The following is a 14,969-nucleotide window of genomic DNA, read 5'->3' as shown; positions in this document are numbered from 1 at the left end:
AATAAGTAGGAGAATCAAGAAAAATAAAAGAAGATTATCGGCACTGCTGTAATTGCTCATGCAAATCCGACTGGGGCACTCCTAATGAAATCGCCTTTTCAAAGTTAGACTTCGCCAATGATTTCTTTTTCTGAACCAGATAAATACTACCACGCAGTAAATAAGCATCTGCTAAAGACGCATCTAAGCGTATAGCTTCATCCAAATCCACCAACGCTAAATCATCATGCCCCATCTCATGTTCCACATCAGCACGAGCAATATATAAGATAGCGTCATTAGGAGTCTCTACAATCATCTTATTCAAAATATCAAGTGCCTCTTTGAACTTGCCTTCTTTCTGCTCCAAAGTCGCCAAGCCAAGTCGCCCGCTATAACTCGACGGATCAATTTCTAACAAACGATTATAATCTATTCGCGCCGAAGGATAATCCCGACGAAGAACATAAATATAAGCACGCATCAATAGTGCTTCCTTATTCTTTTTATCTTCATCAAGTACTTGACAATAATCAGTATAAGCACGATCAGTTTTGCCCATCTCTAAATAAATCGCAGCACGATCCAACAAAATAGGTACTGATAACGGGGCAAAATTCAAAGCAAATGTATAAGATTCAAGTGCCTTGTCAAATTCCCCCAAACGACGTTGTACTAATCCCAGATTAGAAAAAAGCATTGCATTCTTTTCATTCTTCGGATCCAGTTTTAAAGCCTGCACTAATAAGTCTTTTGCCTGATGAAGACTATCTTTTTCTATGCACTCTATTGCTCTCTCCGACAACTGTTGATAAGTTTGTGCATGTAAAGTAAACGGAAACAAAAAAAGCAATAAAAGGATACCCCCTTTCAAAAAGAATGAAAATGCAGTTACCTCCATCTTATCCTTACTCAAAATATTTTTCATCAATTAATCATATTAATTAAAACACGTTCTCCTCTATCATATCAAAAGAAGAGACAAAACACGATCACTACAACGGATACACGTCAAATGCAAACAACTCAGTTGAAAGATAACGCTCTCCTGTATCAGGTAACAATACTACGATTTTTTTGTTCTTAAATTCCGGACGTGTCGCCAATTGACGAGCAGCATAAACTGCCGCTCCTGAAGAAATTCCTGCTAGCAAGCCTTCAGTAGCAGCCAATTCTCGACCTGCACGAATCGCTTCATCGTCTGGTACCCCTATAACTTCATCAACAATAGAAGCGTCATAAAGCTTCGGGATAAAATTTGCACCGATACCCTGAATTCGATGTGGTTCTGCTTGACCACCAACTAAAACTGGAGATGACGCAGGTTCTACTGCAACAATATAAATATCCGGGTTATGTTTTTTTAAGGCACGAGCAACTCCACACACAGTGCCTCCTGTACCAACTCCTGCAACAAATGCTGCCACTTCACCGTCAGTATCCCGCCAAATTTCTTCACCGGTAGTCTTTTCATGAACAATCGCATTAGAAGGGTTCTCAAATTGTTGCAGAATTACCGAATCAGGAATACTATCACGCAACTCCTGAGCTTTAGCAATAGAAGCAGCCATTCCTCCCAAACCGTCCGTTAAAACAATCTGCGCCCCTAATGCTTTTAACAAATTCCGACGTTCGAGACTCATTGTCTCAGGCATAGTTAATATCAAATGGTAACCTTTAATAGTAGCTACCATTGCCAAACCTACTCCTGTATTTCCGCTTGTCGGTTCAATAATAGTCGCACCAGGTTTTAACATTCCACGCGCCTCCGCATCCTCGATCATAGACAAAGCCACCCTGTCTTTCACACTTCCAGCCGGATTGAAAGCTTCCAACTTAGCAATTAAATTCTGTTTCAGATCATGCTTCCGGCTATAGCCTGAAAGCTCCATCAAGGGAGTATTTCCCACTAAATCTGTCAATTTCTTCGCAATTTTTGGCATCGTTCACCTCGTTTTATTCGGTTGATGTGCAAAGATACAGAAAAGAATTGTACCTTTGTCTCCGTTCAATCTTTTTAAGTTTATAGATATGAAAAAGAGAATCCTGCAATTTCTCACGACTTATTTTTTGTTTGTTCTTTTGTTTGTTATACAAAAACCTTTATTCATGGGTTATTACCATGAACTCTATACTGACGCTTCCTGGAGCGATTATTTCAGTGTCATGTGGCACGGATTACCATTAGATCTTTCCTTGGCAGGATACCTGACCGCAATTCCCGGACTATTACTGATAGTCTCCGCCTGGACCGACTCATACATACTCCGTCGTATCCGACAATGGTATTTTGGTTTCATCGCTTTTATTATGGCTTCAATTTTTATTGTTGATTTAGGATTATACGGTTTTTGGGGATTCCGTCTGGACGCCACTCCCATTTTCTATTTCTTTACCTCTCCCAAAGACGCCATAGCCAGTGTAAGTATCTGGTTTATATTACTAGGTTTATTAACCATGCTGATCTATGCTGCCATTCTTTATGGAATTTTCTATTTCACACTCATTCGTGAAAAGAAACCTTTAAAAATTCCTTATCACAGACAAAATGTATCTTTAGTACTCCTTTTACTAATAGCAGTTCTTTTTATCCCTATTCGCGGCGGTTTTTCTGTATCAACCATGAATCTGAGCAAAGTTTATTTCAGCCCAAACCAACGTATAAACCATGCGGCAATCAATCCCGCATTCAGTTTCATGTATTCCGCTATCCATCAAAACAACTTTGATAAACAATACCGTTTAATGGATCCTAAAAAAGCTGATGAACTATTTTCCCAAATAATAGAGAAACCAGCATTAGCTACAGATAGTATTCCTCAGTTACTTGATACACAACGCCCAAATATCATCTTCATCATCCTGGAAAGTTTTTCTACTCACCTAATGGAGTCTTTCGAAGGACAACCAAACGTTGCTGTCAATCTAGATAAATTAGGTAAAGAAGGGATATTATTCACTAATTTCTATGCCAATAGTTTTCGTACTGACCGTGGTCTGGTATCTATCATTAGTGGATATCCTGCTCAACCAAGTACCAGCATTATGAAGTATCCTGAAAAAACGGAAAACCTTCCTTCTATTCCTCGTACACTAAGAAATGCCGGATACGATTTGGAATACTATTACGGTGGAGATGCTGATTTCACTAATATGCGTTCTTATCTGGTTTCTGCCGGTATTGAGAAGATCATTTCTGAGAAAGATTTCCCTTTATCTGAGCGTGCAGGTAAATGGGGAGCACAAGATCATACATTATTCCAACGTTTTCTGAAAGACCTGACAGAAGAACAGCCCAAAGAACCATTCTTTAAGATCGTACAAACATCCAGCAGTCACGAGCCTTTTGAAGTACCATTTCACCGTTTAGAGGATAAAGTGCTCAATGCTTTTGCTTATGCCGATAGTTGTGTGGGAGATTTCGTAAAACAATATAAGGAAACTCCGATGTGGAAGAATACGTTAATCGTACTTGTTCCTGACCACTTGGGAGGATATCCTCGTCCAATAGATAATCCATTGGAAGGACATACTATTCCACTCATTATGATCGGTGGAGCAATTAAAGAGCCACAGACCATAAATACTTATGCTTCTCAAATAGACATTGCTGCAACTTTGCTTTCCCAACTTGGATTGCCACACGATGAATTCACTTTCAGCAAGAATATTCTGAATCCGTCCTCTCCTCATTTTGGGTATTTTACAGAACCATCTCTGTTTGGTATGGTTACTCCCGAAAATCAATTGGTATTCAATTTGGATGCAAATACAATACAGGTAGATGAGGGTACAGCAAAAGGAGCCAATTTGGAAAAAGGGAAAGCATTTCTCCAAAAGCTCTATGATGATTTAGCAAAACGATAAACCAATATCATTTTTCTTATAATACATTTTATATTATATGAATGAAATAATTCAAAGTCTATCTGATATAGATACTAATGTACTTTTATTCTTTAATGGTATACACTCGCCGTTCTGGGATTATTTCATGAGTGCTTTTACCGGGAAAGTAATATGGGTACCAATGTATGCCACTATACTATATGTACTACTAAAAAACTTCCATTGGAAAGTTGCCATTTGTTATGTAGTGGCTATTGCTCTGACTATCACATTTGCAGACCAGATGTGTAATAGTCTCATCCGTCCGTTAGTAGGTCGCCTGCGTCCTTCCAATCCGGAAAGCCCAATCGCTGACCTAGTCTATATTGTAAATGGGAAACATGGAGGTGGTTTCGGATTTCCTTCCTGCCACGCAGCCAATTCATTCGGACTTGCGATATTCCTGATTTGTTTATTTCGTAAACGCTGGCTGAATATCTTTATCGTCCTATGGGCACTCTCCAATTCTTATACCCGTCTATATTTAGGATTACATTATCCCGGGGATTTAATAGTGGGAGCCATTATCGGAGGATTCGGGGGATGGATGCTCTACTTTATTTTCCATAAACTAGCTGTTCTTCTAGATTTGATCACCAAATCTTCCAATATAAAGATGCGACAAACAGAAATGATTATTTATGTCGGACTACTGACGACACTTGGTATCATCATTTATTCAATTATTCAAAGTTGAAGAAACCTTTAGAATCAACAATAAAAAAGCCTGGTATCACTTTTACACCAGGCTTTTCATTATATAAGCAATATATTATCAAGCTTTCTTAATGTACTCAACAATCCACTGACCAACCTCTTTTGTTCCATACTTAGCCCCCCCAGCTACTTGAATTTCCGGAGTACGTACATTCTCATCCAAAGAAGCATCTACTGCTTTACGAATCAAAGCTCCCTCTTCCTTGCAATCAAAGTACTCAAATAACATAGCCACAGAAAGGATCTGAGCTAACGGATTAGCAATATTCAGTCCTTTAGCCTGAGGCCACGAACCATGAATCGGTTCAAATACAGGAGTACTTTCTCCAGTAGAAGCAGAAGGAAGTAAACCCATGGAACCACTGATCACAGAACCCTCGTCAGTCAAAATATCACCAAATGTATTTTCAGTTACCATCACATCAAAGAATGCAGGTTCTTGAATCATACGCATAGCAGCATTATCCACATACATATAATCTGTGGTCACTTCCGGATAATTCGGGGCCATTTCCTGTGCAATCTGACGCCACAAACGAGAAGAAGCCAACACATTCGCCTTATCTACAACTGTTAAGTGCTTTCTACGTTTCATCGCATATTCAAAACCGACTTTCAAGATACGCTCAATTTCCGGACGAGTATAGAAATTCGTATCATAAGCTTTATCATTATCCTGATATTTCTCACCGAAATACATGCCTCCGGTCAATTCACGAATACAGATAAAATCGGCATTCTCTACTAATTCCGCACGCAACGGAGATTTATGAATCAGGCATTTAAACGTTTGTACGGGACGGATATTAGCAAACAACCCCAGCTTCTTACGCATAGCAAGCAATCCTTGTTCCGGACGAACTTTTGCAGTAGGATCATTGTCAAACTTCGGATCACCTACAGCAGAAAACAAAACTGCATCTGCATCCTTACAAACCTGGAATGTTTTTTCCGGAAACGGATCACCGACTTTATCTATAGCATCTGCACCACAGATTGTATATTCGTAACTTACTTTGTGACCAAACTTCTCGCAAACGGCACTCATAACATCCACTCCCTGTACGGAGATTTCCGGTCCGATACCATCGCCTGCTAATACAGCAATTTTAAAATCCATAATTATTAATTCTTTCTATTTATATACTTATAAAAAACATTCTTCAAAAAAACAGCCTCTCATCTATTCATTTTCAATAATATTCAGCATCTTCATTGTCGCTTTAATGGCGGCCTCGGTCTGGTCAGCATCCAGACCACGGGTACGAAATACCCGGTCCTCATAGCTCCAAGTAATGACAGTCTGCACAAATGCATCTGTACGTCCACCAGGAGGAATAGTAACGGCATAATTCGTCAGCATCGGGAATTTACGTCCCAAAGTCACCTTATATACTTTGCGCAAAGCACGTACAAAAGCGTCATACTGTCCATCACCGCTTGAACTTTCTTCAAATTCTTTGCCATTGATCTCAATTTTCAGAGTTGCCATCGGCTTCAAACCATTAGCAAGGTTCACAATATAACTCTTTAGTTTCACTTTATCACCTTCAACCCCATGCTTTAACACATCCGAAACGATATATGGCAGATCCTCCTGAGTTACCAATTCTTTTTTATCCCCCAGTTCAATAATGCGTTCCGTCACTTTACGCATAGAATCCTCGTCCAAATCCAATCCCAAATCTTCCAGATTTTTACGGATATTAGCCTTACCACTTGTTTTACCTAATGCATACTCACGTTTACGGCCAAAACGTTCGGGCAACAAATCATTACAATAAAGATTATTCTTATTATCACCATCTGCATGAACACCTGCAACTTGCGTAAAGACATTCTCACCTACAATCGGCTTATTGGCAGGAATTACAATACCGGAATAAGACTCTACTACCCGACTAACATCATTTAAACGGCTTTCATCAATATTAGTCAGCGCATTAAAATGATCTTTCAGAATAGCTTGTACACTAGCCAAAGGAGCATTACCTGCCCGCTCACCCAAACCATTAATCGTCGTATGCAATCCTTTCACTCCACTCAGCACAGCTGCCAACACATTGCTTACGGCCAAATCATAATCATTATGCGCATGAAAATCAAAATGAGTATCCGGATAACGTTTCTTCATTTTCCGCATATACTCAATCACTTGTAGAGGATTCAAAATACCTAATGTATCCGGCAACATATACCGTTTGATATTGGAACCTTTCAATCCATCCATCAACTGAAATACATATTCGGAAGAATCTTTCATACCATTACTCCAATCTTCCAGATAGACATTTACAGCAATATCCTGTTCATCGGCATAATGCACTATATTGATAATATCGGCAATATGTTCTTCAGGGCTTTTTTTCAATTGTTGTGTACAGTGCTTCAACGAACCTTTACATAACAAATTGATAACGCGACAACCGGTACGTTGTATCCAATCAACCGAAGTACCGCCATCTACAAACCCCAGTACTTCTACTTTATGAAGCAGATTCCGGCGAGCTGCCCAATCGCATATCATCTTCACAGCTTCAAACTCGCCGTCCGACACACGTGCTGAAGCAACCTCCACCCGGTCCACCTTTAAGTCTTCCAATAGCAAACGAGCGATCATTAGTTTCTCATGAGGCACAAAGGACACCCCGCTAGTCTGTTCACCATCGCGGAGCGTTGTGTCCATGATCTCTATCTTGACGCTTTCTTTTCCCATTGTTCTATCTTATTTTTATTACTTAACAAGAAATCAATATCATCCAATCCATTCATCAGGCAATGTTTCTTATAAGCATTGATTTCAAAGTTCTCGCTTTTACCTGTCGCTTTATTGGTGATAGTTTGCTCAGGAAGATTCACTTCCACCTCCATTTTGGGATTTGCATAAATAGAGTCGAACAATTCTTGCAAGAATTCTTCCGAAACAACGACCGGAAGTACAAAATTATTCAACTCATTATTCTTATGAATATCTGCAAAGAAACTAGATACTACTACCCGAAATCCATATCCGGCAATCGCCCAAGCTGCATGTTCACGACTGGAACCTGAACCGAAATTCTTTCCGGTAACCAATATTTGTCCACTATATGTAGGATCATTCAGCACAAAATCCTTATTCAAAGAACCATCTGCATTATACCGCCAATCACGAAACAAATTATCTCCGAAAAATTTCTCTTCACGAGTAGTTGCTTTCAGGAAACGCGCCGGAATAATCTGGTCTGTATCCACATTCTCCAAAGGCAATGGTACACAAGTACTTGTTATTATATCAAATTTTGCTTTCATTTCCAATTATCTATTATCCCATTATCAATTAAATAAATTCTCTCGGATCGGTTATAACTCCTGTCACCGCAGCAGCGGCAGCTACCAACGGGCTAGCCAGCAAAGTACGTGCTCCTGGTCCCTGACGCCCTTCAAAGTTACGATTACTAGTAGAAACAGAATATTTACCGGCCGGAACCTTATCATCATTCATAGCCAGACAGGCAGAACATCCCGGCTGACGAATTGCAAATCCAGCTTCTGCCAGAATCTTATCAATACCTTCCTTACGAATTTGCGCATCTACCATCCACGATCCCGGAACAAGCCACGCAACTACATTATCTGCTTTTTTGCGTCCTTCTACAATGGAAGCAAAAGCACGAAAGTCTTCAATGCGCCCATTGGTACAAGCCCCAAGAAATACATAGTCAATCTTTTTACCTAACAAAGACTCACCCGGTTGGAACCCCATATAATCCAGAGATTTCTTGAAAGAAACCTGAGCTGCTTCTCCCAATCCTTCCATTGTAGGGATATGCTGTGTGATTCCCATACCCATTCCCGGATTAGTACCATAAGTAATCATTGGTTCAATATCAGCTGCGTCAAATCGAACTTCTTTATCAAATACAGCGTCATCCTCACTCTTCAATGTCTTCCAGTATTCCACTGCTGTCTCCCATTCTTTGCCTGTAGGAGCATTTTCACGACCTTTGATATATTCAAAAGTCACTTCATCCGGAGCAATCATACCACCACGTGCACCCATTTCGATAGAAAGATTACAGAGAGTTAGACGTCCTTCCATTGTCAGGTTACGAATAGCCGAACCCGCATATTCAACAAAATAACCAGTTGCGCCACTAGTAGTCATCTTAGACATCATATAAAGTGCTACATCTTTTGCAGTTACTCCTTTTCCTAATTCTCCATCTACAGTAATACGCATTGTTTTCGGTCTTGACTGAAGAATACACTGAGAAGCCAATACCATTTCCACTTCACTAGTGCCGATACCGAAAGCAATTGCTCCCATTGCACCATGAGTTGAAGTATGAGAGTCACCACAAACAATTGTCATACCCGGAAGAGTCAAAGCACGTTCCGGTCCTACTACATGGATAATTCCATTTTTCGGATGCATCATGCCATAATGTGTCAGACCAAAATCTTTGGCATTCTTCGTTAGTGTATCTACCTGAGTCTTGGATACCTGATCTTCGATCGGTTTATCCTGATCATGCGTCGGTGTATTATGGTCCGGCATACAGAACACTTTATCCGGACGTAACACTCCGATTCCTCGTTCGCGCAGACCGGAAAAAGCTTGCGGACTAGTCACTTCATGGCAATAAAGCCGATCAATATAAAGCTGTGTAGGACCATCTTTCACAGTAGTAACCACGTGATCATCCCATATTTTATCAAATAATGTATTCATTTATATCTTATAATTTTGCAAGTTAGAATTGAATTTTATTCTCTCTTTTAATTTCTAAATTTATTGATGCAATCAATATAAGCTTCTACAGATGCTGCTATAATATCTGTATTAGCTCCAAAGCCATAATACATTTGATTATCATATTCTACCTGCATATGTACTTTACCAACATCATCACTTCCTTTACTAATGGCTTGAATAGTAAATTCTTTCAGCGTCATGTGACGGTCTACTATCTTTTTCAAAGCTTTGATCGCAGCATCTACAGGACCATTTCCACTAGCACAAGCTTCAAACTTTTCTCCGGAAATATTCAATCCCAGACTAGCAACCGAACGGACACCAACTCCACTAGTCACCTGCAAGTAATCTAATTTAATACGGTGATTTTGAGTACGATCCGCACCTGCTAATACTAGAATATCATCATCATTAATATCTTTTTTCTTATCAGCTAATTTCAAAAAGTCCTCGTATACCTTATCTAAGTTATCTTGCTCTAATTTAACTCCCAAAACAGACAGACGGTTTTTCAAAGCAGCACGTCCGCTACGGGCAGTCAATACAATTGAGTTATCATCAATACCTACCTCATGAGGATCAATAATCTCATAAGTTTGCACGTTCTTCAACACGCCATCTTGATGAATTCCAGATGAATGTGCAAAAGCATTTCGTCCAACTATCGCTTTATTGGGTTGTACCGGCATATTCATCAAACTAGATACCATACGGCTAGTCGGATAAATCTTCTGAGTATTGATATTTGTTTGAATATCAATTTCATGATGACTCTTGATAATCATTGCTATTTCCTCAAGAGCAGTATTCCCTGCACGTTCGCCAATGCCATTAATAGTAACCTCCACCTGGCGAGCACCATTCAGAACCCCCGCTATTGTATTAGCTGTTGCCATACCTAAGTCATTGTGACAATGGGTAGAAATAATTGCCTTATCGATACCATCCACATGGTCAATCAAATATTTAATTTTAGCACCATATTCTGACGGTAAGCAATAACCGGTTGTATCCGGGATATTCACTACTGTTGCACCAGCTTTAATAACTGCTTCAATTACTCGCGCTAAATATTCATTCTCCGTACGTCCTGCATCTTCCGCATAAAACTCAACATCATCTACAAATCGACGCGCGTACTTCACCGCAGCTACCGCACGTTCAATAATCTCTTCGCGATTTGAATTAAATTTATATTTGATATGAGAATCTGAAGTACCGATACCTGTATGAATACGCTTATGTTTAGCAAATCTCAACGCATCTACAGCAACATCAATATCCTTTTGAACCGACCGGGTCAAAGCACAGATAGTAGGCCATGTCACCGCTTTGGAAATCTCTATCACTGAATTAAAATCTCCTGGGCTGGAGATAGGAAAACCCGCTTCAATCACATCTACACCCAGAGATTCCAATGCCTTAGCTACCTGAATCTTCTCTACTGTATTCAATTGGCATCCCGGAACCTGTTCACCATCACGAAGGGTGGTATCGAAAATAAATAACCTATTGTCCATCTTCTTATGATTTATATAATTATTAGCACCAAAAAAAAGCCTTTCACACGTGGAAGTGAGAAAGGCTTTCGTATATTTTCATTATACACTTTTACGCGCAGCACTCACTTCCACTAAACTTTGATAGTAGAATAATAATACCACACAGTAGAATATGTATAAACATCTGATTCATTTTATTGTCTTTTTATTGTTTGACGATGCAAAGGTAGAGATTATTTCTTAACTACCAAATAATACGTTACTTTTTTATCGAAAATAATTTCATTTCATAAGCTAAAGCCAAATATAAAAAAGAATATATTACTAGTCGTTTTCTATTCTTCATAAAATAAAAAGAGGACACAGAGTGTTTGATTACTCTATATCCTCCAGCCTTATCATTCTAAACCAATAAATTACTTCTTATCGCAACATGCTTTTTTTTCTAAGCAATCAGCTTTCTTGTCACAATCAGCCTTTTTATCACAGTTGGTTTTATCGCAATTAGCCTTCTTATCACAAGAAGTAGCACAGGAATCTGTCTTTTGACAGCAAGAATCAGCTTGAGTACATACAGCAGATTCTACAACTGTAATAGAATCTGTTACTTCAGTTTCAGAAGTACTATTAGCTGCTTTATTACCAGAACAAGACATCATAGCAAAGGAAAATGTTACTGCCACAGCAGCTAGGAATAATTTAATCTTCATACTTTTGATTTGCTTTAAACGTTTAATATAGAATTATCAGTCGCAAATATAACACATCTTTTCTAAAGTACCAAAAAACAGAAAGCCCCTTGAATCTGTTGACTCAAGGGGCTTCTTCCAAAACGGCGGTTACCTACTCTCCCACTGTTACGCAGTACCATCGGCGTGACGAGGCTTAACTTCTCTGTTCGGAATGGGAAGAGGTGGAACCCTCGTGCTATAACCACCTGAATGAATTCAATAAGGTTATGACATGATGAAAAGTAAAAATCAAGCAAACATTATTCCGCTAAACGTATATACCAACCGGCAATGGAAAGAAAGTACACGGGCAATTAGTAATGCTCGGCTAAGATGTTACCACCTGTACACCTGCATCCTATCAACGTCATCGTCTTTGACGACCCTAAGAAATCTAATCTTGTGGCTGGCTTCGTACTTAGATGCTTTCAGCACTTATCCAATCCCGACTTAGATACCCGGCAATGCACCTGGCGGCACAACCGGTAAACCAGAGGTCAGTCCAACACGGTCCTCTCGTACTAGTGTCAGAGCCACGCAAATTTCATACGCCCACGATAGATAGAGACCGAACTGTCTCACGACGTTCTGAACCCAGCTCGCGTGCCACTTTAATGGGCGAACAGCCCAACCCTTGGGACCTTCTCCAGCCCCAGGATGTGACGAGCCGACATCGAGGTGCCAAACCCCTCCGTCGATATGAGCTCTTGGGAGGGATCAGCCTGTTATCCCCGGAGTACCTTTTATCCTTTGAGCGATGTCCCTTCCATACGGAAACACCGGATCACTATGCTCTAGTTTCCTACCTGATCGACTTGTTAGTCTCCCAGTCAAGCACCCTTATGCCATTACACTCTGCGGACGGTTACCAATCGTCCTGAGGGCACCTTTAGAAGCCTCCGTTACGCTTTTGGAGGCGACCACCCCAGTCAAACTACCCACCAAACAGTGTCCTCGAATACACGAGTTAGAACTCAAATAACCAAAGGGCCGTATTTCAACAGCGACTCCGCACAAACTGGCGTCTGCGCTTCAATGTCTCCGGCCTATCCTACACATCAATTACCCAAATTCAATGTTAAGCTATAGTAAAGGTTCACGGGGTCTTTTCGTCCCATCGCGGGTAATCGGCATCTTCACCGATACTACAATTTCACTGAGCTCACGGTTGAGACAGTGTCCAGATCATTACACCATTCGTGCAGGTCGGAACTTACCCGACAAGGAATTTCGCTACCTTAGGACCGTTATAGTTACGGCCGCCGTTTACTGGGGCTTCAATTCAAACCTTCTCTTGCGATAAGCTCTCCTCTTAACCTTCCAGCACCGGGCAGGTGTCAGGCTGTATACGGAATCTTTCGATTTGGCACAGCCCTGTGTTTTTGTTAAACAGTTGCCTGGACCTATTCTCTGCGCCCAGCCTCGCAGCTGGGACCCTTTATCCCGAAGTTACAGGGTCAATTTGCCTAGTTCCTTAACCGTGAATCACTCAAGCGCCTTAGTATATTCAACCCGACTACGTGTGTCCGTTTGCGGTACGGGTACCTCAAGGATGAAGTTTAGCGGATTTTCTTGGGAGTATGATTACACGCGCTATTGGATTGTTCCGAAGAACGCTCCATACTATCAGGTTCGACTCTTGTCCCGGATTTGCCTGGGACAATCAACATCTACACCCTTCAACGGACTATTCCGTCAGTCCGCGGCGTTGTCACGCCTCCGTCTCCACGTCACTCCTTAAGGTAGTACAGGAATATTAACCTGTTCTGCCATCGGCATCACCGTTCGGCTGAGCCTTAGGACCCGACTAACCCTGATCCGATTAGCGTTGATCAGGAAACCTTAGTCTTTCGGCGAGGGGGTTTCTCACCCCCTTTATCGTTACTTATACCTACATTTGCTTTTCCACACGCTCCAGCAAAGCTCACGCTTCACCTTCGACGCCGAGTGGAATGCTCCCCTACCGATCATTGCTGATCCCATAGCTTCGGTAAAACACTTGATGCCCGATTATTATCCACGCCAAACTCCTCGACTAGTGAGCTGTTACGCACTCTTTAAATGAATGGCTGCTTCCAAGCCAACATCCTAGCTGTCTTAGCAATCTGACTTCGTTAGTTCAACTTAGTGTTTATTTGGGGACCTTAGCTGATGGTCTGGATTCTTCTCCTTTAGGACATGGACCTTAGCACCCATGCCCTCACTCCTGTGATGGGACTAATGCGCATTCGGAGTTTGTCAAGACTTGATAGGCGGTGAAGCCCTCGCATCTTATCAGTCGCTCTACCTCACATTAGTAACTCACAAGGCTGCACCTAAATGCATTTCGGGGAGTACGAGCTATCTCCAAGTTTGATTAGCCTTTCACCCCCACCCTCAACTCATCCAGAAGCTTTTCAACGCTTATTGGTTCGGTCCTCCAGCTAGTGTTACCTAGCCTTCAACCTGGTCAAGGGTAGATCACTTGGTTTCGCGTCTACTCCTTCCGACTGGACGCCCTGTTAAGACTCGCTTTCGCTTCGGCTGCGCATCTCAAGATGCTTAACCTTGCCGGAAAAAGTAACTCGTAGGTTCATTATGCAAAAGGCACGCCGTCACTTCTTAAAAAGCTCCGACCGCTTGTAGGCGCATGGTTTCAGGGACTATTTCACTCTTCTGTTCGAAGTGCTTTTCACCTTTCCTTCACAGTACTGGTTCGCTATCGGTCTCTCGGGAGTATTTAGCCTTACCGGATGGTCCCGGCGGATTCACGCAAGATTTCTCGTGTCCCGCGCTACTCAGGATACCACTACGCTTAATTTGACTTCGTATACAGGACTATCACCGTCTATGGTCCCGCTTTCCAGAGGGTTCTACTCGTCAAATGTCTTGCGACATCGTGGTCCTACAACCCCACACATGCCGTAACATGGGTGGTTTGGGCTATTCCCCGTTCGCTCGCCACTACTAGGGGAATCATTATTATTTTCTGTTCCTGCAGGTACTAAGATGTTTCAGTTCCCTGCGTTAGCTTCCATCTAGGATGGATGACATTCCTTCAGAATGCCGGGTTGTCCCATTCGGAAATCTCTGGATCAAAGGTTATTTGCACCTACCCAGAGCTTATCGCAGCTTATCACGTCCTTCATCGCCTCCGAGAGCCAAGGCATCCGCCATGCGCCCTTATTTACTTTCTTTCAAACTGACCTTTAAGTATCAGGTATCAAGTATAGGGTATTACCCCGGAATACTCAATATCGCGGTACTTAAAACGTGCGGTTCGATATATACTTTTAGCTCTTTACTAAATTTTACTTTTTGTTTCATCATGTCAAAGATCGTTTCTCTGTTTCAGAGATCGTGGAGAATAACGGATTCGAACCGTTGACCCTCTGCGTGCAAGGCAGATGCTCTAGCCAGCTGAGCTAATCCCCC

General features: G+C 41.3%; 10 protein-coding genes, 1 tRNA gene and 2 rRNA genes. 2 read left to right on the top strand and 11 right to left on the bottom strand.

Annotated features, from left to right (window positions below):
- Window positions 1-34: 34 nt before the first annotated feature.
- Together CZ225_RS06345 and cysK are read right to left on the bottom strand one after the other, a co-directional pair.
- Entirely contained in the window at window positions 35-880 is an 846-nt protein-coding gene (locus tag CZ225_RS06345) for a tetratricopeptide repeat protein (protein WP_077153411.1), read from the bottom strand.
- Between the two features lie 94 nt (window positions 881-974).
- Window positions 975-1,922, bottom strand: coding sequence for a cysteine synthase A (cysK, locus tag CZ225_RS06340; protein WP_077153410.1), 948 nt, complete (start codon window positions 1,920-1,922; stop codon window positions 975-977).
- A gap of 88 nt (window positions 1,923-2,010) precedes the next feature.
- Between cysK and CZ225_RS06335 the strand changes: the two genes are divergently transcribed.
- Together CZ225_RS06335 and CZ225_RS06330 are read left to right on the top strand one after the other, a co-directional pair.
- Window positions 2,011-3,846, top strand: a complete 1,836-nt coding sequence (locus tag CZ225_RS06335) for an LTA synthase family protein (protein WP_083714709.1) — start codon at window positions 2,011-2,013, stop codon at window positions 3,844-3,846.
- A gap of 37 nt (window positions 3,847-3,883) precedes the next feature.
- Window positions 3,884-4,564: a phosphatase PAP2 family protein gene (locus CZ225_RS06330; protein WP_077153409.1), complete on the top strand. Its 681-nt coding sequence runs from the start codon at window positions 3,884-3,886 to the stop codon at window positions 4,562-4,564.
- A gap of 78 nt (window positions 4,565-4,642) precedes the next feature.
- On the opposite strand, the gene leuB is transcribed toward CZ225_RS06330, so the two are convergent.
- The 9 genes from leuB to CZ225_RS06285 all read right to left on the bottom strand — a co-directional run bounded on the left by leuB (window position 4,643) and on the right by CZ225_RS06285 (window position 14,969).
- Window positions 4,643-5,704: a 3-isopropylmalate dehydrogenase gene (leuB, locus tag CZ225_RS06325; RefSeq protein WP_077153408.1), complete on the bottom strand. Its 1,062-nt coding sequence runs from the start codon at window positions 5,702-5,704 to the stop codon at window positions 4,643-4,645.
- Between the two features lie 63 nt (window positions 5,705-5,767).
- Window positions 5,768-7,300, bottom strand: coding sequence for an alpha-isopropylmalate synthase regulatory domain-containing protein (locus CZ225_RS06320; RefSeq protein WP_077153407.1), 1,533 nt, complete (start codon window positions 7,298-7,300; stop codon window positions 5,768-5,770).
- Window positions 7,276-7,875, bottom strand: a complete 600-nt coding sequence (gene leuD, locus CZ225_RS06315; protein WP_077153406.1) for a 3-isopropylmalate dehydratase small subunit — start codon at window positions 7,873-7,875, stop codon at window positions 7,276-7,278. The genes CZ225_RS06320 and leuD overlap by 25 nt, the downstream gene beginning before the upstream one ends.
- Before the next feature lie 28 nt (window positions 7,876-7,903).
- The gene (leuC, locus tag CZ225_RS06310; RefSeq protein ID WP_077153405.1) at window positions 7,904-9,298 is read right to left on the bottom strand and encodes a 3-isopropylmalate dehydratase large subunit; all 1,395 of its coding nucleotides are present in this window, start codon (window positions 9,296-9,298) and stop codon (window positions 7,904-7,906) included.
- A gap of 47 nt (window positions 9,299-9,345) precedes the next feature.
- A complete protein-coding gene (locus tag CZ225_RS06305; protein ID WP_077153404.1) occupies window positions 9,346-10,842 on the bottom strand; it encodes a 2-isopropylmalate synthase in 1,497 nt (498 codons plus the stop codon).
- 398 nt (window positions 10,843-11,240) lie between these two features.
- Window positions 11,241-11,534 (bottom strand): hypothetical protein, encoded by a 294-nt coding sequence (locus CZ225_RS06300; protein ID WP_077153403.1) that lies wholly within the window; start codon window positions 11,532-11,534, stop codon window positions 11,241-11,243.
- 120 nt (window positions 11,535-11,654) lie between these two features.
- Window positions 11,655-11,765 (bottom strand): 5S ribosomal RNA (gene rrf / locus CZ225_RS06295).
- Between the two features lie 84 nt (window positions 11,766-11,849).
- Window positions 11,850-14,731 (bottom strand): 23S ribosomal RNA (locus CZ225_RS06290).
- A 164-nt stretch (window positions 14,732-14,895) separates the two neighbouring features.
- Window positions 14,896-14,969 (bottom strand) — tRNA-Ala (locus CZ225_RS06285).

The sequence above is a fragment of the Bacteroides bouchesdurhonensis genome (assembly GCF_900155865.1).
GTDB classification, from domain to species: domain Bacteria; phylum Bacteroidota; class Bacteroidia; order Bacteroidales; family Bacteroidaceae; genus Bacteroides; species Bacteroides bouchesdurhonensis.
This window is presented reverse-complemented; position numbering and strand designations above follow the sequence as displayed.

Coding starts and splice junctions, on each gene's coding strand:
- CZ225_RS06345 (WP_077153411.1), bottom strand. CDS start 880: ATGGAGGTAACTGCATTTTCATTCTTTTTGAAAGGGGGTATCCTTTTA.
- cysK (WP_077153410.1), bottom strand. CDS start 1,922: ATGCCAAAAATTGCGAAGAAATTGACAGATTTAGTGGGAAATACTCCC.
- CZ225_RS06335 (WP_083714709.1), top strand. CDS start 2,011: ATGAAAAAGAGAATCCTGCAATTTCTCACGACTTATTTTTTGTTTGTT.
- CZ225_RS06330 (WP_077153409.1), top strand. CDS start 3,884: ATGAATGAAATAATTCAAAGTCTATCTGATATAGATACTAATGTACTT.
- leuB (WP_077153408.1), bottom strand. CDS start 5,704: ATGGATTTTAAAATTGCTGTATTAGCAGGCGATGGTATCGGACCGGAA.
- CZ225_RS06320 (WP_077153407.1), bottom strand. CDS start 7,300: ATGGGAAAAGAAAGCGTCAAGATAGAGATCATGGACACAACGCTCCGC.
- leuD (WP_077153406.1), bottom strand. CDS start 7,875: ATGAAAGCAAAATTTGATATAATAACAAGTACTTGTGTACCATTGCCT.
- leuC (WP_077153405.1), bottom strand. CDS start 9,298: ATGAATACATTATTTGATAAAATATGGGATGATCACGTGGTTACTACT.
- CZ225_RS06305 (WP_077153404.1), bottom strand. CDS start 10,842: ATGGACAATAGGTTATTTATTTTCGATACCACCCTTCGTGATGGTGAA.
- CZ225_RS06300 (WP_077153403.1), bottom strand. CDS start 11,534: ATGAAGATTAAATTATTCCTAGCTGCTGTGGCAGTAACATTTTCCTTT.